Genomic DNA, 22,977 nt, shown 5'->3' with positions numbered 1-22,977 from the left:
GCCGCTTTTTTCTTTTCCTAGAATCTGAGCCCGCCGTCAAGACAGGGGCTCAGTTTCGGCACTTCCTGCGCCGCCGCCCTCGCGCGGCAGACATTTATTCCCCCTTGCAGGGAAACAGCTTGGGTATCTCCCGGATCAGCCAGCTCTTGGCCTTGCCCATGGTGTCGCGCCGCCAGGCCAGTACCACCTGGATCTGGTGGCGATACTCGGGGCCGATCACCTTGAGCCGTCCGGCCCGGATGTCCTCTTCAATCCAGCTCAGCGGCATGGTGCCGACCCCGATCCCCGCCAGCAGGGCGTCGCGCTTCTCGCCCATGGTGCTGACGGTCAGCCGCGGCTGCTTGTCGAGCAGGCGATAGGTGAGCACCGGCTTGCGCAGCGCCGTGTCGGCCACCGCGATGGCCCGGTAGCGGCGCAGGGTATCGTCTGCCAGGGGCTCGGGCTCCTGGTGCAGGGGGTGATCCGGGTGGGCGACGTAGAGCATCACCTCCTCCTGCAGCGGCTGGTGCTTGATGCCGGTCATCATGATGTCGGGATTGAGGGAGGAGATGAGCAGGTCGGCCCGGCCATCCTCCAGACACTCCCAGCTGCCCGCCAGTACTTCGGCCCGCAGCCGCAGCCGGGTATCGGTCAGCTCGGCCAGCCGTTCCACCAGCGGGTAGAGCGCCTGCAGCGGCACCAGCGCATCGACGGCGATGGTGATGTCGGTCTCCCAGCCGCGGGCCAGCGCCCGGGTCTCGCCCACCAGGTGCTCGGCCGCCTCCAGCAGTATCCGGCCGCGCTCCAGCAGCATGCGGCCGGCCGGGGTGAACTTGGTTCTGTGGCCGCTGCGGTCGAACAGCATGGCGTCCAGCTCGTCTTCCAGCTTCTGTACCGTGTAGCTCAGCGCCGAGGGCACCTTGCCCAGTTCGTCGGCTGCCGCCGCGAAGCTGCCGCGGCGATCGATGGCATCCAGCACCCGGATGGCTTCCAGGGTCAGCGCCCGTTCCTTGTTCAGTTCCTTGGCCATAAATTGCCTTCAATTTTTTTGAACATGTTTGCCAGTTTATCTCGCTAACAAGTTAGGCCAAGTGTCTTTAATATTCAATCAACGCTTAGGCAGGAGCGCCAAGCAGCCAAATAAACGGGTAGTTCCAGACTGTGACCCCCTCAATCAGGGCGTCTGACTTCGGTGAAAGAACAACACACTATTTGAATGACCTCTTGCATGGATGCATTGATTCTGGCCACAGCGGCCTTGGCAATGACATAAAACCAAGAGAGTGAATGAACATGAAAAACGTAATCAAGATGCTGGCCGTTGCAGGCCTGATGACCGCAGGTTTTGCTCAGGCTTCCGTCCCGGCTGACCTCAACGCCGCCCCGGGTGTGCTGTTTGTAAACTGGCACGCCACCGCCGCGGTGGAAGGCAAGGGCAACCCCATGCTGGAAGTGCGTGACGAGTCTGGCGACCTGGTTGCCTCCGTCCATGCCAACCTGATGGGCAGCCAGCAGGTACAGATCCCGAGCCGCACCCAGGGCAACCTGACCGTGAGCCTGGGTGAGCAGAGCAGCGACTACCGTATTCCGTTCGGCATCGGTAGCGGCAAACAGCGTTAATCAACCGTATCGGTACGTGAGGAGCACACCATGATGAAATTGAGAGCCGCAGAAGCGCGCGGCAAGGCCAACTTCGGCTGGCTGGATGCGCGCCACAGCTTTTCCTTCGGGCACTACTACGACCCGGACTGGATGGGGCATTCAGTGCTGCGGGTCATCAATCAGGATCTGGTGGCGCCGGGTGGCGGTTTCGCGACCCACCCTCACGCCAACATGGAAATCCTGACCTGCGTGCTGCAAGGCACCATAGAGCACAAGGACAGCCTCGGCCATGCCGAGCAGATCCCGGCGGGGGATTTCCAGCTGATGAGCGCGGGGTCCGGCATCCGGCACAGCGAGTACAACCCCTCGCAGACCGAGCCGCTCTCCCTGCTGCAAATCTGGATCGAGCCGAACGAACACGGCACGACACCCGGCTATCAGCAGAAGAAGATTGAAGCCAATCCGGGCATGACGCTGGTGGCGTCACCGGACGGCGAAGCAGGATCCTTCAGGATCCGCCAGCAGGCCCGCGTCTGGCGGTTGCAGCTTGAACCGGGTGAGAGCCTCACCTGGGAGCTGGCCGGCCGACATGGTTACCTGCAGATGATTTCAGGGGAGCTTGCCGCCAACGGTCTGGCTGCCCGACCCGGCGACGGGGTACTCAGTCGTGATGAGCCCAAATGGGATCTGGTGGCCATGAGTGCCAGCCAAGCCCTGTTATTTGACCTACCCTGAAGCAGTCAGCGGTGATGTGACACAAAACGAGGATATTGAAATGGACAAGATGAAAGATTTGGCACTGCTGGTGGGTCGCGTACTGCTGGCTCTGATGTTTGTGATTGCGGGCTGGGGCAAGATCGGCGGTTACGCCGGTACCCAGGGGTATATGGAAGCCATGGGCGTGCCCGGTTTCATCCTGCCGCTGGTGATCCTGCTGGAGCTGGGCGGTGGCCTCGCCATCATGCTGGGCCTGTTTACCCGCAGCCTCTCCGTGCTGATGGCCGGTTTCACCCTGATGGCCGCCTTTATTTTCCACTATCAGCCTGCCGACCAGATGCAGATGCTGATGTTCATGAAGAACGTCTCCGTGGCCGGTGGTTTCCTGGCCCTGGCGGCGGCCGGTGCAGGGGCTTTCAGCCTGGATGCCCGCCTCGGCAAGAACTGGTAAACCCCGCAGGTTCGAGTTTTCCAACGCCTTTTGGCCGGTGCAGTTGCACCGGCTTTTTTATGCCCGTCACATTTGCCTGCGGCAGATGGGCGATGTGATCGGCGACAACAAGCGCCTTTTGCATCTTATCCCCCGATCCCCGACAATCCCGATACCTGTGACGTGACGGGGATCCTTGAGGTTTTCCCGCGCTGACCCCTCTTTTGCACTGGCGGGAATTGCCCATGTTTACCCTCTACCACTCCAATCAGCTGGATCTGCTCAAAGAGTTGCTGGTGAGCCGCATCCGGCAGACCCCCCTCGCTCACCCCTTCGAGCGCGAGCAGATCCTGGTGCAGAGCCCGGGCATGGCCCAGTGGCTCAAGCTGGAGCTGGCCAAGGCCTTCGGCATTGCCGCCAACATAGACTTCCCGCTGCCCGCCAGCTTTATCTGGGAGATGTTCACCCGGGTGCTGGCGGACGTGCCGCGCCAGAGCCCCTACAACAAGGGATCCATGAGCTGGCAGCTGATGACCATCTTGCCCGCCCTGCTCGACCGCCCCGCCTTTGCGCCGCTGGCCGCCTATCTGGGCGGGGATGACGCGGAGTCATTGCAGGATCCCGAGCAGGTACGGCTGTGGCAGCTCTGCCAGAAGGTGGCGGATCTGTTTGACCAGTACCTGGTTTACCGGCCGGACTGGATCGCCCGCTGGGAACAGGGGGAGGGATTGAGCCAGGAGCTGGCCGGGGTGAGCGGCCAGGATTGGCAGCCGGAGCTGTGGCGCGAGCTGGTGGCTCGCACCCTGGCGCTGGCCCCCAGCGGCTACCACCGCGCCAACCTCTACGAGGAGTTTATCCACGAGCTGGAACGCACCGCCGATCTGCCGGGCACGCTGCCCCAACGGGTCTTCGTGTTCGGCATCTCGGCGCTGCCGCCGCGCTACGTGGAGGCGCTGCTGGCCCTCGGCAGCCGGAATGAGGTGGAGGTGCACCTCTTCGTCACCAACCCCTGCCGCTACTACTGGGGCGACCTGCTCGATCGCAAGACCCTGGCGCGCCTCGAAAACAAGCTCAAGCCCGGCACCGACATCGAGACCCTGCAGGGCCCCGCCAACCCGCTGCTTGCCTCCATGGGCAAGCTGGGGCGCGACTACCTGCATCAGCTGATGGAGCTGGAGGTGCCGCAAATCGAGGCCTTCGTCGATATCGACGAGCTGGATGCCAAGGGCAATATCAAGCTGCTGCACGCCATCCAGAAGGATGTGCTGGAGCTGGCTGAACGGGGAGCTGGCGAGTTTGAACTGGATAGCAGCCAGCACAAGAGCCCGATCGACGCGAGCGATGGATCCCTGCAGATCCACGCCTGTCACGGCCCGATGCGCGAGCTCGAGGTGCTGCACGACCGGCTGCTGGCGCTGTTCGAGCAAGACCCCTCTCTCACCCCGAAAGACGTGGTGGTGATGATGCCGGATGTGAACAGCTACGGTCCCTATATCCAGGCGGTGTTCGGTGCGAGAGGCCAGATCCCCTTCGCGGTGTCGGACCGGGCGGCGAGTCAGGAGAGCCCGCTGCTGCAAAGTTTCCTCGCCCTGCTCAGACTCCCCAACGCCCGGCTGGGAGCCGGCGAGCTGCTCGCCATCCTCGAGGTGCCCGCCGTGCTGCGCCGCTTCGAGCTGGATGACGAGGAGTTCAACCAGTTGCGGCGCTGGGTGCAGGAGACCGGCATCCGCTGGGGGCTGGATGACGGCTACCCCGAGCGCTTCGATCTGCCGCGCCTCTCTGGCAACAGCTGGCTGTTCGGCCTGCGTCGCATGCTGCTCGGCTTTGCCATGGGCGACGGCGAACCGGTGGCCGGCATTCTGCCCTACGCCGATATCGAAGGTCAGCAGGGGCTGGCGCTCGGCAAGCTCGCCTGGTTTGTCGACTCCCTGGCGGAATTTTTGCCCCGCCTGCAACAGGCGCAGCCGCTGCCAGAGTGGATCGCCTGCCTCAACGAGCTGCTGGAGCGCTTCTATCTGGCCGATGAGGATGAAGAGCGCCAGCTGCAGCTTATTCGCAGCCAGCTGGCGGAGTGGCTCGCCCAGCTTGGCGAAGCCCGCTTCGAGCAGGCCATCAGTGCCGACCTGCTGCAGGATTACCTCGGCAGCGTGCTGGGGGAGTCCCGCTCCAGCCAGCGCTTCCTCGCCGGTCAGGTCAACTTCTGCACCCTGATGCCGATGCGCTCCATCCCCTTCAGACAGGTCTGCCTGCTCGGCATGAACGACGGTGTCTACCCGCGCACCCTGCCGCCCATGGGGTTCGACCTGATGGCGGTGGCCGGCCGGCGCGGGGATCGCTCCCGCCGCGATGACGACCGCTACCTCTTCCTCGAGGCGCTGCTCAGCGCCCAGCAGGGGCTCTATATCAGCTATCAGGGCTTCAGTGCCCAGGACAACAGCGAGAAGGTGCCTTCCGTGCTGCTGGCGGAGCTCATCGACTATGTGCGCCAGGGCTTCGTGCTGGCGGGGGATGAGGGCCTCGACGACGAGACGTCCGGCCAGCGGCTGCTGGAGCACCTGATAGTTGAGCACCCGCTCACCCCCTACAGCCGCAGCTACTTCTATCCAGAGGCGGATTCCGGCCTCTTCACCTATGCCGCCGACTGGCTGCCGGCCCTGAGCCCGCAGCGCGGGGCCGCCAACTTCCAGAGCGGCGAGCTGCCGCTGCCGCCAGATTGGAACAAAGGGGGGGGCAAGGAGCAGGGGCTGGAGCTGGCGGAGCTGCTGCGCTTCTATCGCCAGCCCGCCAAATATTTCCTCAACCGCCGCCTCAAGGTGTGGTTCGAACTGGATGAGGCCGAGATCGAGGACAGCGAGCCGTTCGAGCTGGACGGCCTGCAGCACTACCAGCTCAAGGCGTTGCTGCTCGATGCCCATCTGGCGCAGGGGGAAAGCGAGGAGCGCCGCCAGCGCCTGCAGCTCACCGGCCTGCTGCCTCAAGGGTGGTTCGGCAGCCTGCTGCTGGAGGATCTGGACGAGCAGATGGGCAAGCTGGCGGAGCGGCTGCGGCCCTGGGTGGCGGCCAATGAGGCAGAAAAACAGGCGGTGGAGGTCGATATCGCGCTGGCCCAGGGTCAGTTGCAAGGGTGGATCGACACCCAGAAGGGACGCTTGCTGGTGATCAAGCCCGGCAGCTTCAACGGCAAGGATCTGCTGCTGGGCTGGATCCAGCACCTCTGCCTCTCCTTGAGCGACGCCCCCGGCGACACCCTGCTGTTTGACGCCAAGCAGAGTCTGCGGCTGGCCAGGCTCCCGGCCGACGAGGCGCGGCCCAAACTGGCGGCGCTGGTGGCGCTCTGGATGCAGGGGATGAAGCGGCCGCTGCCCTTCTTTCCGAGCACCGCCTGGGACTGGCTCAAGGCGATCGAGAAGGATCCGGAGAAACCGGAGGCGGCCGACAAGGCGGCCCTCACCCGCTTCAACGGCGGCTACATGGCCAAGGGGGAGGGGGAAGACGCCTATGTCGCCCGCTGTTTCCCGGAACTCGACGAGGCCGTGCTGGCCCAGTTGCAGGCGCTGGCCCGTGAACACCTGACCCCGCTGCTCAAGAGCCTGGAGGAGTTGCAATAATGGCCAACCCGCTCAATACCCTGCGTTTTCCCCTCTATGGCGAGCGACTGATCGAGGCCTCTGCCGGCACCGGCAAGACCTACACCATTGCCGGTCTCTACCTGCGCCTGCTGCTGGGCCATGGCCCGCTCATCGAAGAGGGCGCCGATGTGGGTCAGCCGAGTGCCCACGAGCGGCCGCTCTCGGTGACCGAGATCCTGGTGGTGACCTTTACCGAGGCGGCCACCGCCGAGCTGCGCGGGCGGATCCGCGGCCGCATCCACGAGGCACGGCTCGCCTTTATGCGCGGTGAGAGCAAGGACGCCCTGCTGAGCCAGCTGCTGGCGGAGGTGGAGGATCACGAACTGGCGGCCCGCCGCCTGCTGGCCGCCGAGCGGCAGATGGACGAGGCGGCGGTCTTCACCATCCACGGCTTCTGCCAGCGGATGCTGAAACAGAACGCCTTCGAATCGGGCGCCCTCTTTGAAACCGAATTTCTCACCGACGACAGTCAGCTCAGGCTGCAGGCGGTGAGCGACTACTGGCGATCCGAGTTCTATCCGGTGGACAAGCCCCTCGCCAGCGCCGTGCGTGCGCTCTGGCCGAGCCCCGCCGCCCTGCTGCGGGAGATGGGCAGCTGGCTCGACAACAGCGAGCTGGAGATGCGCCCGCCGGCGGGGGACGAGACCCTGGCGGCGCGGCACAGCGTTGCCATGGCCCACATTGAGGCGGTGAAGCGCGAATGGCTGGCGCAGACGGACGAGATCCGCCGCCAGACCGATGGGCAAATAAGCCGCTACACCGGCAAGAACTACGAAGGGTGGCTCGCCAAGATAGCTGACTGGGCGCAGGACGAGCACAGCGGCTACGCCATCCCCAAGGAGCTGGAGCGCTTCGGCCAGACGGTGCTGGAGGAGAACCTCAAGAAGGGGGGCACGGTGCCGACCCTGCCGCTGTTCAGTCAGATCGATGAACTGCTGGCGAGCCGTCCCGGCATTCGGGATCTGATCCTGCAACGGGCGGCGGTGGTGGTGCGCAGCCGGATGCAGGCCAGCAAGCGGCAAGCCCATCAGCTCTCGTTCGATGACCTGCTCAAAGACCTCGACGGCGCGCTTGGCTCCGGCCTTGGCGAGCGGCTGTGCGAGCGCATTCGCGCCACCTACCGGGTGGCGATGATCGATGAATTTCAGGATACCGACCCCCAGCAGTACCGCATCTTCCACCGTCTCTACGGCGGCCACACAGACACGGCGCTGTTGATGATCGGTGACCCCAAGCAGGCCATCTACGGCTTTCGCGGCGCCGACATCTTTACCTACATTCAGGCGCGGCGAAATGTAAGCGCCCACTACACCCTCGGGCGCAACTGGCGCTCCAGCAGTGCGCTGGTGGCGGCGGTCAACGGCCTGTTCGAGCGGGCCAAGGATCCCTTTATCTACGAAGCGGATATCCCCTTCCTGCCGGTGGAGGCACAGGGCAAGAGCAAGGCGCTACTGCTGGAGGGCGACACCGCCCCCGTGCTCCACTGCTGGCAGCTCACCGGCCAACCCACCTTCAACAAGGGGGATTACCAGAGCCGGATGGCCCGCGCCACGGCGGTGGAGATCCACCGCCTGCTGACCCTGGCCCGCGAAGGAAAGGCGCTGATTGGTGACAAGGCGGTGAAGGCCGGGGATATCGCCGTGCTGGTGCGCACCGGCGCCGAGGGCAAGCTGGTGCAGCAGGAGCTGGCGCGGCTCGCCATCGCCTCTGTCTATCTGTCGAATCGCGAGAGCGTGCTGGCGCAGGTGGAGGCGCGGGAGATTTTGCTCATTCTGCACGCCTGCCAGAACCCGGGGGAGGAACGGAGCCTTAGGGCGGCGCTCGCCACCGGGCTGTTCGATCTGGATGCCAAGGCGCTCGACGAGCTCGCCAGCGACGAGCGGGCGTGGGAGAGCGCGGTGCAGGAGTTTATGGAGTACCGCAAGATCTGGCACAAGCGCGGCGTGCTGGCCATGCTGCGCGCCCTGCTGCACCGGCGCAATCTCGCCTCCTCCCTGCTGGCGAGCCCGAATGGCGAGCGGCGGCTGACCAACTTCCTCCACCTCGGCGAGCTGCTGCAACAGGTGAGCTGCGAGCTGGATGGCGAATATGCCCTGCTGCGCTGGCTGGGGGAGGCGGCGAGCCGCCCCGACGGCCAGGATGCGGAGCAGGTACTGCGGCTCGAATCCGAGCGCAAGCTGGTGCAGATCGTCACCATCCACAAATCCAAGGGACTGGAGTACCCGCTGGTGTTCCTCCCCTTCATCTGCAGCCACCGCGCTGCCGATACCCCGCTGTTCCACGAAGCGGACGGCGCGGGCAATCGCACCGTGCTCGATCTGACCGGCGCCGAGGAATCCCTGGCCGAGGCCGACCGTGAGCGACTTGCCGAAGACCTGCGGCTGCTCTACGTGGCGCTGACCCGGGGCGTCTACGCCACCTGGCTGGGGCTGGCGCCGGTGCGCTCCGGCAATGGCAAATCGGAGCAGACCGACCTGCACCACACCGCCATCGGCTACCTGCTGCAAAAGGGGGAAGAGGGGGATGCCGCCACCCTGGCGACCGCTCTGACCGAGCTGGCGCAGGCGCTGCCCGGAGTGGCCGTCGGTGAGCCCTCGCTCACCCGTCCGGCCCCCATGGCGGCGGAGGAGGAGCAACTGGGCGAGCCGCAGGTGCGCCGCTTTACCGGCACCCTTGAGCGGGACTGGTGGATCAGCTCCTACTCCGGGCTGGCGGCGCAGGGTCACGGTCACAGCAAGGGGGTCTTGGCCAATCCCGGCTTCGATGACGAGGTGGTCACCGAGGCAGCTGCATTGGCTGCCGACCTGTCTACAGCACAACAGGAAGAGGCGCCTGAGCCCTCCATCTTCACCTTCCCGAAGGGGGCGCGCCCCGGCACCTTGCTGCACAGCCTGTTCGAGACCATCGACTTTCAAAGCGCCGGCGGCGACTCGCTGGCAGAGCATATCGCCAGTTTGTTGCTGCAAGACGGTTTCGACGAGAGTTGGGCCCCGGTGCTGCAACAGCAGGTGGAGGCGGTGCTGGATACCCCGCTGGAAACGGGCTTTGGCGAGCCGGTGCGGCTGAGGGATCTGGCCCCCGAGCGCAAGCAGGTGGAGCTGGAGTTCTTCCTGCCCATGGGGCGGGTGACGGCACCGGCGCTGACCGCCCTCTGCCAGCAGCACGACCCGTTGTCGCGGGGCAACAAGCCGCTCAGTTTTGCCACCGTGCAGGGGATGCTCAAGGGCTTTATCGATCTGGTGTTCGAGTGGCAGGGGCGCTGGTATCTGCTCGACTACAAATCGAACCACCTCGGCATGAGCCCCGCCGATTACAGTCGTCCGGCGCTGGAGCGGGCGATGGCCGAGCACCGCTACGACCTGCAATACCAGCTCTACTCGCTGGCGCTGCACCGGCTGCTCACCCTGCGCCTGCCGGGCTACGACTTCGAGCAGCACTTTGGCGGGGTCTTCTATCTGTTCCTGCGCGGCATGCCGCAGGGGGGCATTTTCCATACCCGCCCGAGCCGTGAACTGGTGCTGGGGCTGGATGAGTTGTTTAGAAATGGTGATCGCTCCGGCGGTGTGTCATCAGCAGAATTAAACGAGGTAGAGGCATGAGCGGCACCATGATCAGCACCGCAGCCAGCGCAATGATGGTTGAACGGCTCAAAACACTGGCGCTGGCTGGCCGCATCCGCCAGCTGGATCTGCAATTTGCCCGGCTGGTGGCCGACCTTGGCGGCAGCCCCGAGCTGGTGCTGGGGGCGGCGCTCACCTGCTTCGAGCTGGGGCGCGGTCATGTCTGCCTGCCGCTGGAGATGCTCGCTACCGGATCACTGCGGCCGTTCGGGCTGGATCCCCAGCAGAGCCGGGATCTGCTGGGGGATCTGGCGGATCCTGCCCGCTGGCCCGCCCTGTTTGCAGAGAGTCCCTTGGTTGGTACCGAACAGGATGAGGGGCTCGCCCCGCGCTGGCCGCTGCGGCTGTGGCACGGGCGGCTCTACCTCACCCGCTACCACGATCATGAGCAGGGGGTAGCCCGCCATCTGCGCGCGTTGAGCGAGCGAGCCGAATGGCCGGAGATAGCCCCGGCTCTGTCGCGGCTGTTTGCCCGCGACTACGGGCTGGTGTTCGCGGCGCTGCTCAAAGCCCGCCTCGCCCCCGACTTCTCGGCTCGCCACTTTATCGAAAAGTATCTGGATCTGGTGTTCCCCAATGAAGTGGATTGGCTCGCTATCGAGGGGCTACTGGCCAGCGCCCAGGCTGCGAGCGACTTAAGCAAGCTGGATACGCTGGTGCCCGAGGCGCTCTGCTGCAACGGCCAGAAGCTGGCGGCGGCCACCGCGGCAGCGCGCCCCTTTGCGGTGATTTCGGGTGGCCCCGGCACCGGCAAGACCACCACGGTCGCCAAACTGCTCGCCATTCTGGTGGAGACCGGCCTGCAAGCGGGCAAGGCGCCAGCGATCCGGCTGGTGGCCCCCACCGGCAAGGCGGCGGCGCGTCTGACCGAGAGTATCGGTGCTGCCCTGCAGGCGCTGGACTTGCCCCCTGAGTGGGTGGAAGCCATTCCCACCGAGGCGGGCACCCTGCACCGGCTGCTCGGGGTCATTCCGGGGCGCAGCCAGTTCCGCCATCACAAAGGCAACCCGCTGCACCTCGACTTGCTGGTGGTGGACGAGGCCTCCATGGTGGACCTGCCGATGATGGCGCGCCTGCTGGACGCGCTGCCAAGTCACGCCCGCCTCATTCTGCTCGGCGACAAGGATCAGCTCGCCTCGGTGGAGGCGGGGGCCGTGCTCGGCGATATCTGCAGCTTTATCGAACAGGGCATCAGCCCGGCGCAGGCGGATTGGCTCTCCCGCCAGACCGGTTACCGCTTGCAGGGCACGCCAACTGGCGCACCGGTGCGTGACAGCCTCTGTTTGCTGGCCAAGAGCTGGCGCTTCGACCAGCACTCCGGCATCGGCCAGCTGGCGCGCGCCTGCAATGGCGGCGATGCGGCGGCGGTGGAGGCGGTTTGGGGCGCGGGCTTTGCCGATATCAGCCTGTACCCCTGGGCCGGGGAGGCCTACGACGCCCTGATTGCCCAGGGGGTGGCCGGTTACGGCAGCTATCTGAAGGCGGCCCGCGCGGGGGAAGCGCCCGGCGCCGTGTTCAAGGCGTTCAACGGTTTTCAGATCCTCTGCGCCCTGCGCGATGGTCCGTTTGGCGTCGAGGGGCTTAACGAGCGGCTGGAACTGGCCCTGTCACGGGCGGGGCTGATTGCCCGCGATGGCGACTGGTATGCGGGCCGCCCCGTGATGGTGGTGCGCAACGACCACGGGGTCGGCCTCTACAACGGCGATATGGGGCTCTGCCTGCCCGATGAAACTGGCCGGTTAAAGGTCTGGTTCGAGCAGCCGGACGGCACCCTGCGGGCGCTTTTGCCCAGCCGCCTGCCGCCCCACGAGACCGTCTACGCCATGACCATCCACAAATCCCAGGGCTCGGAGTTTGCCCATACCGTGCTGGTGCTGCCCGACAGCCCCAGCCCCTTGCTGACCCGCGAGCTGGTCTATACCGGCATCACCCGCGCCAAGGCCCGGCTCGATCTCTACGGCGATCGCGCCCTGTTGGCCCAAGCAGTGCGGAAAAAGACCGAGCGGTATTCAGGGTTGGCGGAGAGACTGGAATAGCATAATGATATAAATGTCAATTTGTTTTGGTGCAATAAATAAAAGGGGTATATTATGTTCAATAAGTTTCTTCTATTAATTGTTATTATTTTTCTTTCAGGTTGTTCAACTCAAATTAGTGCGAAGTATAAGTCTCAAGTTGATCCAGATTACAGTTTTAAAAATGATAAATTGATAATCGTTTCTGCATATGAACAAGGAAATTTATTAGAAACTAAATTCTATGTAAAAGAAGTTGTTAATGCCTTGAAGAATAAAGGATTCGAGAATGTATTTTCATATAATGAATTAGATAAAGTAAGCAAGCCGATAGACTTGGTCATATTCATTGATGTAAGCAAAAAAACTAGTTCATATCAATACAATAGCCCAGATTACGGTATGGTAGATAGCGGCTTTTCTACTACAAACTGCACTGGTTTTGGTGCAACACTAAGTTGTACCGAAAACAGGCAAAAAACATTTGGAGTGATAGGTTCGTCAACAAAAACAGATATAATAACTGGATATTATTTTATCACATCATGGTTTGATATGAAAAACAAACAAAATGTTATGTTTACATTTTCCTCATCTTTTGAAGAAGGATGTTCAGATCAATTTATGTATAAATTCTTGGTGCAACAGTCAATTGATAAGTTGAGTTTTTATAAACCAGAGGAATATGATTTCTCGGTAGAGCTACCTCAGGGGGATAGTTGTAAAATATGAGTAATTAGCCTTTGATATTGTCTTTTCTGTTTTGCAATTTAATCTCCTAGCTAGTTGTTTGTGGTGGCAGCAGAGCTTAAATGAACTTTTTCCTCCCTCTCATCCCCGACCCTTCTCCCGCAAGGGGAGAAGGGAGGTTAGGCATCTTTTTATATCTTTCGCACCAAGGGATTATCCGGCATTTGTAGGTTCGATTAGCGAAGCGTAATCGGACGGTCGCGTAATCGGACGGTCGCGTAATCGGAAAATCGCGTAACCGGATGGTCGCGTAATCCGACGATCACCTAATTGGAGGCTCCCTTGGCCGGGGTTTCGGCGAGCCAGAGATTCGAGTGTCGAATATCCACCCCCTCCAACCGCCTCTGGCTTATGGTTCGGCCTGTATATCCGGCTGGCAGCCGGGGCCCTGGGCGACCTCCTCCTTGAGCCAGTCGGTAAAGCAGCGGATCCGGGTCAGTCTGGGGGAGTCGGGATCCCAGACCAGGTGGTAGTCGTTGTCGGGGTTGTAGCTCTTGGTGAAGAGGCGGGTCAGCAGGCCGCTGGCGATCAGATCCCCCGCCAGCACGTTGCGGCTCAGGGCCACCCCCTTGCCGGAGAGCACCATGTCGATCGCCAGGCTGTTGTTGTTGACCTCGAAGCGCTTGATCCGGCTCAGGTCGAGCCGATAGCCCGACTCCTGCAGCCACTTCTCCCACGAGACTCCGGCGTAGTCGGGCCCGGAGACGATGACGGTGTCGTATAGATCCTCGATACGCTGCAGCCGCTCGGCCAGGGCCGGCGAGCAGACCGGAAAGACGCACTCCCGGATCAGCAGGCAGGAGCTCAGCTCGGGGTCGACCCGGTTGCAGTAGCGGATCGCCAGATCCATGCCACCCCGGCCTATGGGTTGCACCTGGGGGTTGGCGTTGAGGCGCACTTCGACCTCGGGGTGGCGTTCGACGAAGCGCCAGAGCCTCGGCATCAGCCAGCGGCTGGCGAAGGAGGGGATGACGGTGACGTTCAGCACCCCTGCCAGCGGTTCACACTCGAGGGCGGCCATGCCCTGCTCGAACGCCGCCATGCCCTGGCTGACCCAGGGGAGCAGGCGTGCACCCCGCTCGGTCAGGCGCATGTTGCGCCCCTCGCGGACAAACAGCTTGACCCCCAGACTCTGTTCCAGCCCCCGGATCTGCTGGCTGACCGCCGCCTGGGTGATGAATAGCTCCTCGGCGGCGCGGGAATAGCTGCCGTGGCGGGCCGCCGCCTCGAAGGTGTGCAGGGCGCCGATCTGGGCGATGTATAACTTGCGCTTATGTGTCTGGTTAGCTTTCATCGTTGGCCTTCCTGGCCCGAATTAATAACACTCGACGTCCAATCAAACGGCGAAATAAAGGCGAGGTTATCATGGAAACGGCAGGAAGCAATCTGATCGAATCGATCATGAAAATATTGACCAGAAGGGCCGACAAGACCCGCACATTCAAGCAGGAGAATATGCCAGACTGGTTGCGACAAGATATGGGGCTGCACGATGATGACAATCAAAAGCAGCATCACGCCAGAGACAGGATTAAATATTGAGACGCTGTTTTTGGTACCGCGTGCCAAATTAATGTTTATTTTTCTGAATATGATATTGAGTGGCGCTGGTGTCACCCTGTCTGAGATATGGTATTGCACCTCAGGTGATATGATCTGGCAATTGGTAGTCCCGTATATAATTCTGCACGAGAACCGCATCAATCAATCTGTCGCGAAGGTGGTGGCTGAACGAAGTCCAACGTTTACCGCTAAATCTCTTTTGCCTTCCCCTCATCCCCGACCCTTCTCCCGCAAGGGGAGAAGGGAGCAAATACGCTGTCCGATTACGCTTCGTTAATCGAACCTACTTGGTTGGCTATTTTTGCCGTCAACCGAATCAACATGGCTGGCGATCATGTCTTCGATGCTGCTTTATCCCCTCTCCCGTTGGGAGAGGGCAGGGTGAGGGGAGCTCTCAGGGATTAGATGGTCAACTCCAGCCGGTTGCCTTCCGGGTCGAGAAAGGTGCTCTCGTAATAGCCGTCGCCAGTCCAGCGGGGGCCGTCCAGGTGTTTCACCTCGGCCCCCTTGAGCAGCTTGAGGCGGGCGGTCATCTTGTCCACCGCCTCCACACTGCCGAGGGAGAAGGCGATATGGGCCAGCCCCTGCAGCGGGTGTGGCAGGCGCAGATCCGCCGGAAACAGGATGGGGGTGTGCATCAGCTCCAGACTGGCCCCCCCTTCGAAGCGCACGAAGTAGGAGCTGAACTGTTTGCTTGGATTGTGGTAACGCTCATTGGCCTGCCCGCCAAACAGGGTGCAGTAGAATGTTGTGAGCGCCTCCAGATCCTGCGCCCAGATGGCGACGTGATGGATATGCATGGCTTATCTCCTGTGACTTGATGCCCTTAATGCTATGCTGGGGCCTGCCCCTTCGACATGGTTGAGTCCGTCCTGATGATGTCTGAAACTGCCAACATCGAGCTTATCGATGTCTCCCCCGACTGCCGCGAGCAGATCTGCTGTGACAGCCTGCTGCCGGCCCTCGCGCAGGAGCAGGTGTGGCTGGCGGGCTATTCTCGCCTCAAGACTCGCTACCGCATCGCGCGCCGCTTTGCCGATATGCACTGCTTCTTGCTGACCCTGGGGGGCGAGGGGGAGGTGCTGGTGGGCGATCGCATGGCGCGGCTGCAGGTGGGTGAATGGGCTCTGATCCCGGCCGGGGAGCCGCTCTGCTATCAGTTGAGAGAGCAGCTTAGTGAGCAGCTGAGTGAGCCGATTAGTGAGCAGTTGAGAGAGCAGCCGAGCGAGCCGTTGAGCCAACAGTCGAGCGACTGGGAGCTGGTGTGGCTGCTGCTGCACAAGGACTCCCCCTGGGATGTTTTCGCCAGCCAATCCCGGTTGGGTTGCACCTCCCAGCAGGCCACTCTGCTGCGTACCATCGAGAACCTCTATGCGGAGCAGGAACGCCATCAGGACCCGCTGCTCAGCGCCCTGCTGGTGGAGCAGCTCGGCTTCTATCTGCGCCGTCTGCTGCAGAAGGGGGAGGGGCAGCGGCGCGGCGAGCGGCTGGCGCTGCGCCTCGAACTGCTGCTCAAGGAGGCGCTGGCCGAGCCCTGGGACATAGCGCGCATGGCCGGCGCCCTGCATCTCTCCGAGCGCCAGCTCTACCGGCTCTGCCAGCAGCACTTCGCGCTGGCGCCCATGGCGCTGCTGCAACGGCTGCGGCTGCAACGGGCGGCGTTGTTGCTGGCCAGCCGGGCCGATTCGGTAAAGCTGCTGGCCGAGCAGTGCGGCTTTCGCAACGAGTACCACTTCTCCACCGCCTTCAAACGCCAGCATGGCCTGGCGCCCAGCCACTATCGCCACCGGCATCATCCCGCCTTTAAAACCGGAAAAGGCTAGTGTATTGAGTCACACTGGTTGCTACTGTTGTTCAGACGAACCTGATTGCGGCCGATAACCGGAGACGGGCCATGAGCCGGCTGGCCGCGACAGAGTTGGGTTTCATGGGAGTCGTCTCCCCATAATCGTTTTTCTTCAATCAAATTGCATTTCCCGCAGTTGGGGGTGAGAGGGCAAGGATGGTCTCTATGCTGCAAGACAGTGACACGATCAGGATCTCGGACGTCAGCGAAGCCGTGGTGCACGGCATCCTGGCGGTGGTGAGCGACGGCATCTGGGACTGGAACGCCAACACCGGGTTCGTCTATCGCAATCCTGGCTGGTACCAGATGCTGGGCTACGAGCCCCACACCCTCGGCAACACTGTCTTCACCTGGGAGAGCGTGATCCATCCCGACGACATGGAGCAGGTGATGGCCTGCTTCGACGCCTACCTGAGCGGCGCCGCCCCCGACTACCGGGTCGAGTATCGCTGCCGCAGCCGCGGCGGTGACTACATCTGGATCGAGGATTGCGGCCGCATCATAGCCCGCAACCCGGACGGTTCTGTGGCCCGGATGATCGGTGCCCATCGCAACATCCACGCCCAGAAGCTGCTGCTGGAGCAGCTGGAGCGGCGCAACCACACCCTGGAGCAGCAGATCGCCTTGCGCACCGCCGAGCTGGTGCGGCTCAACGAGGCGCTGCAGCAAAAGGCGGAGGAGAATCGCCAGCTGGCGGAAACCGACGCCCTGACCGGTGCCGCCAGCCGCTACCGGCTGGAGCGCACCATTCGGCAGGAGTGCGAGCGGGCCAAGCGTTTTCAGCAACCCTTCTCCGTCATCGCCATGGACGTGGACGACTTCAAGCAGATCAACGACAGCCACGGCCACCAGGCGGGGGATCAGACCCTGATCAACATAGTGGCGCTGGTGCGCAGCCACATTCGCGAAATAGACCTGATTGCCCGCTGGGGCGGGGACGAGTTCATGGTGGTGCTGCCCAATACCGGCCTGGCCGATGGCTGGCGGGTGGCCGACAAGCTGCGGCAGTTGCTGATGGATACGCCGGTGTGCGAGCACTTCCCCATCACCATGAGCTTCGGGCTGGCCGAGTACCGGCCGGACGAGAGCATGGGTCAGCTGATGGTCAGAATGGATCGGGCCCTCTATCAGGCCAAGCAGACGGGCAAAAACCAGATCTGCCAGTAGCCAGCCGCCCCGCCAGGGCGCTGGCTGCCGAATGGTGCTAATCCTTCCCCCCGAATGCGTCTTGACCTCAGCCTCATCTTGACTCCGTACGGGTACGCTGGTCTGATGCGCGCTCTTTAAACCCCGTGAGACATGAAACGATGAAAAAGAGCATCCTGGTTGCCCTGACTGCACTGCCTCTGATGGCCAACGCCGGCCTGATGGACTCCCTGACCGACACAGTGACCAGCAGCGTAACCAGCACTGCCAAAGAGATGGCTGGCACCGCCATGGACAGCGCCTCCAACGAGGCGATCAAGAAGGCGCTGGACATCAAGGAAGGCGGCTCCAACAAGCAGGCCATCAAGGAGAAGCTGGGCGCACCGGCCAGCACCAAGACCGAAGCCGGTCTGGAAGTTTGGACCTATGATCTGGGCGCCCTGAACAAGGTATCCCCCATGCTGGCAGAGACCTCCAAGAGCCTGTTCAAGGAGTCCGAAGTGGCCCAGAAAACCGTGCTCATCAAGTTCGAAGGCGAAACCGTCAAGACCCTGAACCTGGCCGACAAGACCAAGGCCTGAGTCTGAACGACGTGCATGAAAAAAGGGGCCCGCGGGCCCCTTTTTGCTGCTTTCGAATTACTGGTGCGCTTCGGCGAACTGCTTCATCGCTTCGGCGTGCTTGGTCATGCCGTCGGCACGCAGATTGAGGTTTTTCACGAACTCGGCCTTCTTGGCCGGATCTTCGATCTTGTCGTAACGCTGCTGCAGGTGAGTCTGGATCTGCTCCGGGGTCATGTTCTGCATGCGGGCCATCTTGTCGTGGCGGCCGCCATGGTGCTTGCCGCCCATCATGCCGCTGCCGTCCATCGGGCAGTCGGTCATCATGCCGGGCTGGGCAGTGCTGACGGCTTCGCTGGCGGCATAGGCGCCAAGCGGTAGGCCAAGGATCAGGGTGGCGGTCAGCAGAGTCTTGGTCAGTTTTTTCATGGTCTATCTCCTTGCGGATTGAGTTCGGGGTCGGCTTGCTCGCCTTGACCCTGATTACACACCAGACAGGTGTCTGAACTTTGCCAGTTGAAGCCTATTTTGTAGCAGAGTGTGACACCATGACCCTGTACCGGGCATTGACCGGGTCCATGCTGGATGGGCAATAAAAATACCCCGTCAGTGTCTGTCACTGGCGGGGTATTTTTCCGGATGGGCGTGCTTAGCGCTGGCGACCGCTACCGACGTTGTAGGGCATCCGATAGCTGCTGCTCTCGCCATCCAGGCTGAGGGTCAGGTCACCCTGGGCCCGCATTGGCAGGCGCACCTGCTGCATGCCGTTCAGCCGGGCGGGGACCCGCTTGATCAGGTCGCCGGCGGCATTGTGGACCTCCAGGGTCGGATGGGCATCGCTGCTGCTGGCGGTGTCGTGCCAGTTGACGAACAGCAGGCCGGGGGCAACGCTGACGTCGGCCGGCAGGGCGGCCTGGGCCAGCCCGGTGTGGGCCAGTCCGGCCAGCATGAACAGGGCCATGGTCTTGTTGATCATGAGTCGATTCTCCTTGATGAGATGCCGCAGGGGCGGCGGGAAGGTCAGGGGGCGCACCGGAGGGGGCGCATCATGACGAAGGGGGCTCGGTCGCCTGGTCGGCGGGCACGCCGGTATCGTCTGCTGCCGCGTCGATGGCGCCGGCCTGGGCCGGGTCGGTCTGGCCGGATGTGCGCCTTGCCTGTCTGGCAAGGGCTTCGCTGGCGGCAAAGGCCAGCAGCAAGGGGGTGGTGAGGGCCAGCATGGCCTGTCTGCTCCTGCAACCGATGGGGTGGTCACAGTAAACAGCCGGTCTGTGTCTCAACTTTGCCGAGCGGCCGCTTTTTTGTAGCAGAGTGTGGCATCTTGCTGATCTGGCACACTTTGACACAAACCGCCCGGCGGATTTTCGTATACTCGTGCCAGCTCTAACAGGAGGTCCCCATGAATCAAAACAGCACCCACATTCTGGTGGTCGACGATCACAGCGAGATCCGCGATCTGCTGAAGCGTTTTCTGGAACAGCACGGCCTGCGGGTCAGCTGTGCCCGCGATGGCAAGGAGATGAAGCGGCTGCTGGAGGAGCGGGAATTCGATCTGCTGGTGCTGGATCTGATGATGCCGGGGGAGGATGGCCTGACCCTGTGCCGCGAGCTGCGGGCCAAGTCCAGCCTGCCCATCATCATGCTCACCGCCATGGGGGAGGAGACCGATCGCATCATAGGGCTGGAGATGGGGGCCGATGACTACCTCGCCAAGCCGTTCAATCCGCGCGAGCTGCTGGCCCGCATCAAGGCGGTGATGCGCCGCACCCAGGTCGAGCCGCAGCCGGTGGCCGAGGCCTTGACCCGGGATCTGCGCTTCGATCGCTGGCTGCTCGACATCAACCGGCGCGAGCTGGTGGATGAGGAAGGGGTGGGGTTGAGCCTCTCTACCGCCGAATTCGACCTGCTGCGGGTCTTTCTGGAGCGCCCGCAGCGGGTGCTGAGCCGGGATCAGCTGCTGGATCTGGCCCGCGGCCGTGAGGCGGTGGCGTTCGACCGCGCCATCGACACTCTGGTGAGCCGGCTGCGGCGCAAGCTGGAGCGGGATCCCAAGAATCCGGAGCTTATCAAGACCATCTGGGGCGGCGGTTACCTGTTCGCCGCCGATGTGACCCAGGTATAAGGCGGTGGGGATGTTAAGACGCGGCTGGTCGAAGCTGTGGCCCAAGGGGCTGACCGGCCAGATCATCCTGGTGGCGCTGGCCGGGCTGGTGCTGATCCAGCTGCTCAGCATCCAGATCTACCGTACGGATCGGGAGGAGGCGCTCGGCTACGTCAACAGCCGCAACGCCATGCAGCGCATCGTCTCGGTGGTGCGGCTGCTGGCCCTCTCGCCCCCCTCCCTCTATGACGAGATCCTCAAGGCGAGCCGCAGCGAGACCCTGCTGCTGCGCATCGCCGACGAGCCGCTGCAGCCGGACAACCGCAGCCCCCGCTTCGAGCAGTTGGTGCGCTCCCGGTTGGGTTACCCCTCGACCCTGATGGTGGAGATCAGCGCCGAGCTCAAGCAGGATGCCCAGCGCAGCCGGGCCTGGCAGCACCACAACCGGATGATGAAGGACCGCAAGGGGGTGCCGCCGCCGCAGGACATGCGGCTGTACGGCTCCATCCAGCTGCCGCGCGGCGGCTGGCTGCAGTTCAGCTCGCTGGTGGACAAGGAGTCGGCCAGCTGGTCCTGGCAGACCACCTTCAACCTGATGCTGGTGGCGAGTCTGGTGATCGGCATGATGATCTGGCTGTTCCGCCGCGCCACCCGGCCGCTCAAGCAACTGGCCGCCAACGCGGACCGGCTCGGCCGCGGCGAGGACATAGAGCCGCTGCGGGAGGAGGGGCCGACCGAGGTGCGCGAGTCCATCCAGGCCTTCAACCGCATGCACACCCGGCTCGATCGCTTCGTGCAGGACAGAACCCGCATGCTGGCGGCCATCTCCCACGATCTGCGTACCCCCATCACCAGCCTGCGGCTGCGCACCGAATTTCTGGACGAGGGGGAGGACAAGGAGCGGATCCAGCAGACCCTGCAACAGATGGAGCAGATGCTGGCGGCCACCCTCAGCTTCGCCAGGGAGGAGGGGCAGCAGGAGGCGACCCGCGAGCTGGACCTGGTCAGCCTGCTGGAGAGCCTGTGCGACGACTATGCCGACACAGGTCAGCCGGTTACCTGTCTGGCAGAGGGCAAGCAGGTCTATGCCTGCCGCGCCAACACCCTGCGCCGGGTGCTGCAAAACCTCATCGGCAACGCCATCAAGTACGCCGGCAGCGCCGAGGTGTCGCTGGAACGCACCGACAGCGAGCTGGTGATCCGGGTCTGCGATCAGGGGCCCGGCATCGATCCGGCCCGGCTGGAGGATGTGTTCAAGCCGTTCGTGCGCCTCGACGAGGCCCGCAACACCGAATCCGGCAGCGTAGGGCTGGGCCTCTCCATCGCCCGCACTCTGGTGCACCAGCATGGGGGCGAACTGACCCTGCACAACCGGGAGCAGGGCGGGCTGGAGGCGCGTATCAGCCTGCCGCTGTGAGGGGCGAACGAGTCGATGGAAAGGGCGCCTGCGGGTGCCCTTTTCGTTTTTGGTCTTGCACTGGTCCGGCCGGCATCACGCTCGTTTCATACTCGCTCATGCTTGTTCTCCTATGCTGAAGATGGTGATAATCGATGGCCGCGCAGACGGCCAAACAGCAGGGTCGGTACAGGGATGGCAGGTGAGTTGGGAGTCAGGTGGCGAGTCGGATACGGGTGGTTGCTGCTGCTCTGTACGCTGGTATTGCCGGCATGGGCGAACACAGCGCCCAAACCGCTCATCGTGGCGAACTCCAAGGCCTGGCAGCCCTTCTCCTATCTCAATGAGGCGGGTCAGCCCGATGGCCTGTTGATCGATCTGTGGCGTGAGTATGGCCGCGTCACCGGTCGCCCCATCCAGTTCAAGCTGGTGGACTGGCAGAGCTCGCTGGATCTGGTCCGCAACGGCCAGGCCGATGTCCATGGTGGCCTGCTCTGGTCGCCGGAGCGCAATAGGGTCTACGACTATGGCCAGGCCCTCTCCCACCTCGACGCCCAGCTCTTCTTCGCCAACTCTCTGCGCGGTTCGGACGTGAACTACTACCTGCTGCACGAGAGCGTGGGCGTGGTGGCGGGAGGATTCGAGGAGTACTACGCCCGCAAGAACTTCCCGCGCACCCGGCTGCGCACCTTCGATGACAACGACGCCATGCTGCGCGCTGCCTTGAACGGCGAACTGGAAGCCTTCATCGCCGACCTGCAGGTGGCCAACTTCTACATCTACACCGCGGCGGATCCCACCCGCTTCATCCCGGTGCGCCACCTTTATAGCGATGACGTCCGCTTTGCCGTCGCCAAGGGCAATCAGGCGCTGCTGCAGGAGCTGGAGCAGGGTTTCGCCCGTATCGGCGAGGCGGATCGGGAGCGGATCATCCGCAAGTGGATGCATATCGAGACCGTCTACCCGGCACATCTCTGGCCCTGGCTGCTGGCCGTCGGCGGCCTGGTGCTGATGGCCTACATCATCCAGCTGCGGCGGGCGGTGGCGAGCCGTACCGCCGAGCTTATCCAGGCCAACGCCAGGCTGGAGCGTCTCGCCAGCACCGACTCCATGACCGGCATCCTCAATCGGCGCGCCTTCTTGCCGCTGCTGGAACAACGACTGAGCAGCAGCGAGGCGTGTGCCCTGCTGCTGTTCGATCTCGATCGCTTCAAGGGGATCAACGATCACTTCGGGCACGGGGTCGGCGACGAGGTACTGTCGGCCATGGTGGCGCGCGTGCAGCGGGTGTTGCCCGCCAGCGCCCTGTTCGCCCGCATCGGCGGCGAGGAGTTCTGCATCAGTCTGCTGGTGGTCGACATGGCGACGCTGCAGCAGTGGGCCGAGCGGATCGGGCGGGAGGTCAATGGCCGCAAGCTGTCGACCAGCGCCGGGGAGCTTGGCATCTCCATCAGCACGGGGGCGGTGTGGGTGCCGGCAGAGGTGAGGGCAGAGGGCCGACGAGTGCTGCTGCAGGCGGATCAGCTGATGTATGGCGCCAAGTCGCTGGGGCGCAACACCTGGCAGGCGGCAAGCTATGTGAAAGAGGGGGCAGACGAGGCGGGGCAATAAAGAACCGCCGCC

Annotated in this window: 20 protein-coding genes; 14 read left to right on the top strand and 6 right to left on the bottom strand. The window is 63.0% G+C overall.

The window, feature by feature from the left end:
* Nucleotides 1-94 precede the first annotated feature (94 nt).
* Nucleotides 95-1,009 (bottom strand): LysR family transcriptional regulator, encoded by a 915-nt coding sequence (locus tag I6L33_RS02495; RefSeq protein ID WP_010635876.1) that lies wholly within the window; start codon nucleotides 1,007-1,009, stop codon nucleotides 95-97.
* 257 nt (nucleotides 1,010-1,266) lie between these two features.
* Here I6L33_RS02495 and I6L33_RS02490 point away from each other — a divergent pair, with 257 nt between their 5' ends.
* From I6L33_RS02490 to I6L33_RS02460, 7 genes are all read left to right on the top strand, one after another.
* Nucleotides 1,267-1,599, top strand: coding sequence for a hypothetical protein (locus tag I6L33_RS02490; RefSeq protein WP_011707661.1), 333 nt, complete (start codon nucleotides 1,267-1,269; stop codon nucleotides 1,597-1,599).
* A gap of 30 nt (nucleotides 1,600-1,629) precedes the next feature.
* Entirely contained in the window at nucleotides 1,630-2,316 is a 687-nt protein-coding gene (locus I6L33_RS02485; protein ID WP_005306141.1) for a pirin family protein, read from the top strand.
* A 40-nt stretch (nucleotides 2,317-2,356) separates the two neighbouring features.
* Entirely contained in the window at nucleotides 2,357-2,749 is a 393-nt protein-coding gene (locus tag I6L33_RS02480) for a DoxX family protein (protein WP_024941255.1), read from the top strand.
* 224 nt (nucleotides 2,750-2,973) lie between these two features.
* Nucleotides 2,974-6,336 (top strand): exodeoxyribonuclease V subunit gamma, encoded by a 3,363-nt coding sequence (gene recC / locus I6L33_RS02475; RefSeq protein ID WP_216973488.1) that lies wholly within the window; start codon nucleotides 2,974-2,976, stop codon nucleotides 6,334-6,336.
* Entirely contained in the window at nucleotides 6,336-9,956 is a 3,621-nt protein-coding gene (recB, locus tag I6L33_RS02470) for an exodeoxyribonuclease V subunit beta (RefSeq protein ID WP_216973487.1), read from the top strand. Before recC ends, recB begins: the two co-directional genes overlap by 1 nt.
* The gene (gene recD / locus I6L33_RS02465) at nucleotides 9,953-12,013 is read left to right on the top strand and encodes an exodeoxyribonuclease V subunit alpha (RefSeq protein ID WP_216973486.1); all 2,061 of its coding nucleotides are present in this window, start codon (nucleotides 9,953-9,955) and stop codon (nucleotides 12,011-12,013) included. The genes recB and recD overlap by 4 nt, the downstream gene beginning before the upstream one ends.
* A gap of 54 nt (nucleotides 12,014-12,067) precedes the next feature.
* Nucleotides 12,068-12,724 carry a hypothetical protein gene (locus I6L33_RS02460; RefSeq protein ID WP_216973485.1) on the top strand — a complete coding sequence of 219 codons (657 nt, stop codon included), beginning with the start codon at nucleotides 12,068-12,070 and terminating at the stop codon, nucleotides 12,722-12,724.
* Between the two features lie 367 nt (nucleotides 12,725-13,091).
* Here I6L33_RS02460 and I6L33_RS02455 read toward each other — a convergent pair whose 3' ends face one another.
* Nucleotides 13,092-14,036 (bottom strand): LysR substrate-binding domain-containing protein, encoded by a 945-nt coding sequence (locus I6L33_RS02455; RefSeq protein WP_017782160.1) that lies wholly within the window; start codon nucleotides 14,034-14,036, stop codon nucleotides 13,092-13,094.
* A gap of 71 nt (nucleotides 14,037-14,107) precedes the next feature.
* Here I6L33_RS02455 and I6L33_RS02450 point away from each other — a divergent pair, with 71 nt between their 5' ends.
* A complete protein-coding gene (locus tag I6L33_RS02450) occupies nucleotides 14,108-14,284 on the top strand; it encodes a hypothetical protein (RefSeq protein ID WP_017782161.1) in 177 nt (58 codons plus the stop codon).
* A 422-nt stretch (nucleotides 14,285-14,706) separates the two neighbouring features.
* On the opposite strand, the gene I6L33_RS02445 is transcribed toward I6L33_RS02450, so the two are convergent.
* Nucleotides 14,707-15,105: a VOC family protein gene (locus tag I6L33_RS02445; protein WP_010635883.1), complete on the bottom strand. Its 399-nt coding sequence runs from the start codon at nucleotides 15,103-15,105 to the stop codon at nucleotides 14,707-14,709.
* Between the two features lie 75 nt (nucleotides 15,106-15,180).
* Here I6L33_RS02445 and I6L33_RS02440 point away from each other — a divergent pair, with 75 nt between their 5' ends.
* The 3 genes from I6L33_RS02440 to I6L33_RS02430 all read left to right on the top strand — a co-directional run bounded on the left by I6L33_RS02440 (nucleotide 15,181) and on the right by I6L33_RS02430 (nucleotide 17,878).
* On the top strand, nucleotides 15,181-16,128 hold the full coding sequence (locus tag I6L33_RS02440; protein WP_017782163.1) for an AraC family transcriptional regulator: 948 nt from the start codon (nucleotides 15,181-15,183) through the stop codon (nucleotides 16,126-16,128).
* A 188-nt stretch (nucleotides 16,129-16,316) separates the two neighbouring features.
* Nucleotides 16,317-17,318, top strand: coding sequence for a diguanylate cyclase (locus I6L33_RS02435; RefSeq protein WP_017782164.1), 1,002 nt, complete (start codon nucleotides 16,317-16,319; stop codon nucleotides 17,316-17,318).
* A 140-nt stretch (nucleotides 17,319-17,458) separates the two neighbouring features.
* Nucleotides 17,459-17,878: a hypothetical protein gene (locus I6L33_RS02430; protein ID WP_005306108.1), complete on the top strand. Its 420-nt coding sequence runs from the start codon at nucleotides 17,459-17,461 to the stop codon at nucleotides 17,876-17,878.
* A gap of 57 nt (nucleotides 17,879-17,935) precedes the next feature.
* Here I6L33_RS02430 and I6L33_RS02425 read toward each other — a convergent pair whose 3' ends face one another.
* The 3 genes from I6L33_RS02425 to I6L33_RS02415 all read right to left on the bottom strand — a co-directional run bounded on the left by I6L33_RS02425 (nucleotide 17,936) and on the right by I6L33_RS02415 (nucleotide 19,077).
* Nucleotides 17,936-18,286, bottom strand: coding sequence for a hypothetical protein (locus I6L33_RS02425; protein WP_010635886.1), 351 nt, complete (start codon nucleotides 18,284-18,286; stop codon nucleotides 17,936-17,938).
* A 220-nt stretch (nucleotides 18,287-18,506) separates the two neighbouring features.
* Nucleotides 18,507-18,833, bottom strand: coding sequence for a hypothetical protein (locus I6L33_RS02420; RefSeq protein WP_017782165.1), 327 nt, complete (start codon nucleotides 18,831-18,833; stop codon nucleotides 18,507-18,509).
* A gap of 70 nt (nucleotides 18,834-18,903) precedes the next feature.
* Nucleotides 18,904-19,077, bottom strand: coding sequence for a hypothetical protein (locus I6L33_RS02415; protein WP_017782166.1), 174 nt, complete (start codon nucleotides 19,075-19,077; stop codon nucleotides 18,904-18,906).
* Between the two features lie 179 nt (nucleotides 19,078-19,256).
* Here I6L33_RS02415 and I6L33_RS02410 point away from each other — a divergent pair, with 179 nt between their 5' ends.
* From I6L33_RS02410 to I6L33_RS02400, 3 genes are all read left to right on the top strand, one after another.
* Nucleotides 19,257-19,979 (top strand): response regulator, encoded by a 723-nt coding sequence (locus tag I6L33_RS02410; protein ID WP_005306095.1) that lies wholly within the window; start codon nucleotides 19,257-19,259, stop codon nucleotides 19,977-19,979.
* Nucleotides 19,980-19,989: 10 nt separating this feature from the next.
* On the top strand, nucleotides 19,990-21,375 hold the full coding sequence (locus I6L33_RS02405) for an ATP-binding protein (protein ID WP_005306091.1): 1,386 nt from the start codon (nucleotides 19,990-19,992) through the stop codon (nucleotides 21,373-21,375).
* Nucleotides 21,376-21,477: 102 nt separating this feature from the next.
* Entirely contained in the window at nucleotides 21,478-22,965 is a 1,488-nt protein-coding gene (locus I6L33_RS02400) for a transporter substrate-binding domain-containing protein (RefSeq protein ID WP_216973484.1), read from the top strand.
* Nucleotides 22,966-22,977 lie beyond the last annotated feature (12 nt).

It is taken from the genome of Aeromonas sp. FDAARGOS 1403, from assembly GCF_019047325.1.
In the GTDB taxonomy this organism is placed as follows: domain Bacteria; phylum Pseudomonadota; class Gammaproteobacteria; order Enterobacterales; family Aeromonadaceae; genus Aeromonas; species Aeromonas dhakensis.
The sequence above is the reverse complement of the archived record's forward strand: the minus strand, read 5'-3'. Positions and strand labels throughout refer to the sequence as shown.

Bases quoted from the DNA above. Each gene is read 5' to 3' on its own strand.
- I6L33_RS02440 (WP_017782163.1), top strand. From the start codon at position 15,181: ATGATGTCTGAAACTGCCAACATCGAGCTTATCGATGTCTCCCCCGAC.
- I6L33_RS02410 (WP_005306095.1), top strand. From the start codon at position 19,257: ATGAATCAAAACAGCACCCACATTCTGGTGGTCGACGATCACAGCGAG.
- I6L33_RS02445 (WP_010635883.1), bottom strand. From the start codon at position 15,105: ATGCATATCCATCACGTCGCCATCTGGGCGCAGGATCTGGAGGCGCTC.
- I6L33_RS02425 (WP_010635886.1), bottom strand. From the start codon at position 18,286: ATGAAAAAACTGACCAAGACTCTGCTGACCGCCACCCTGATCCTTGGC.
- I6L33_RS02485 (WP_005306141.1), top strand. From the start codon at position 1,630: ATGATGAAATTGAGAGCCGCAGAAGCGCGCGGCAAGGCCAACTTCGGC.
- I6L33_RS02460 (WP_216973485.1), top strand. From the start codon at position 12,068: ATGTTCAATAAGTTTCTTCTATTAATTGTTATTATTTTTCTTTCAGGT.
- I6L33_RS02430 (WP_005306108.1), top strand. From the start codon at position 17,459: ATGAAAAAGAGCATCCTGGTTGCCCTGACTGCACTGCCTCTGATGGCC.
- recC (WP_216973488.1), top strand. From the start codon at position 2,974: ATGTTTACCCTCTACCACTCCAATCAGCTGGATCTGCTCAAAGAGTTG.
- I6L33_RS02490 (WP_011707661.1), top strand. From the start codon at position 1,267: ATGAACATGAAAAACGTAATCAAGATGCTGGCCGTTGCAGGCCTGATG.
- I6L33_RS02435 (WP_017782164.1), top strand. From the start codon at position 16,317: ATGCTGCAAGACAGTGACACGATCAGGATCTCGGACGTCAGCGAAGCC.
- I6L33_RS02405 (WP_005306091.1), top strand. From the start codon at position 19,990: ATGTTAAGACGCGGCTGGTCGAAGCTGTGGCCCAAGGGGCTGACCGGC.
- I6L33_RS02450 (WP_017782161.1), top strand. From the start codon at position 14,108: ATGGAAACGGCAGGAAGCAATCTGATCGAATCGATCATGAAAATATTG.
- I6L33_RS02455 (WP_017782160.1), bottom strand. From the start codon at position 14,036: ATGAAAGCTAACCAGACACATAAGCGCAAGTTATACATCGCCCAGATC.
- recB (WP_216973487.1), top strand. From the start codon at position 6,336: ATGGCCAACCCGCTCAATACCCTGCGTTTTCCCCTCTATGGCGAGCGA.
- I6L33_RS02420 (WP_017782165.1), bottom strand. From the start codon at position 18,833: ATGATCAACAAGACCATGGCCCTGTTCATGCTGGCCGGACTGGCCCAC.
- I6L33_RS02495 (WP_010635876.1), bottom strand. From the start codon at position 1,009: ATGGCCAAGGAACTGAACAAGGAACGGGCGCTGACCCTGGAAGCCATC.
- I6L33_RS02480 (WP_024941255.1), top strand. From the start codon at position 2,357: ATGGACAAGATGAAAGATTTGGCACTGCTGGTGGGTCGCGTACTGCTG.
- recD (WP_216973486.1), top strand. From the start codon at position 9,953: ATGAGCGGCACCATGATCAGCACCGCAGCCAGCGCAATGATGGTTGAA.
- I6L33_RS02415 (WP_017782166.1), bottom strand. From the start codon at position 19,077: ATGCTGGCCCTCACCACCCCCTTGCTGCTGGCCTTTGCCGCCAGCGAA.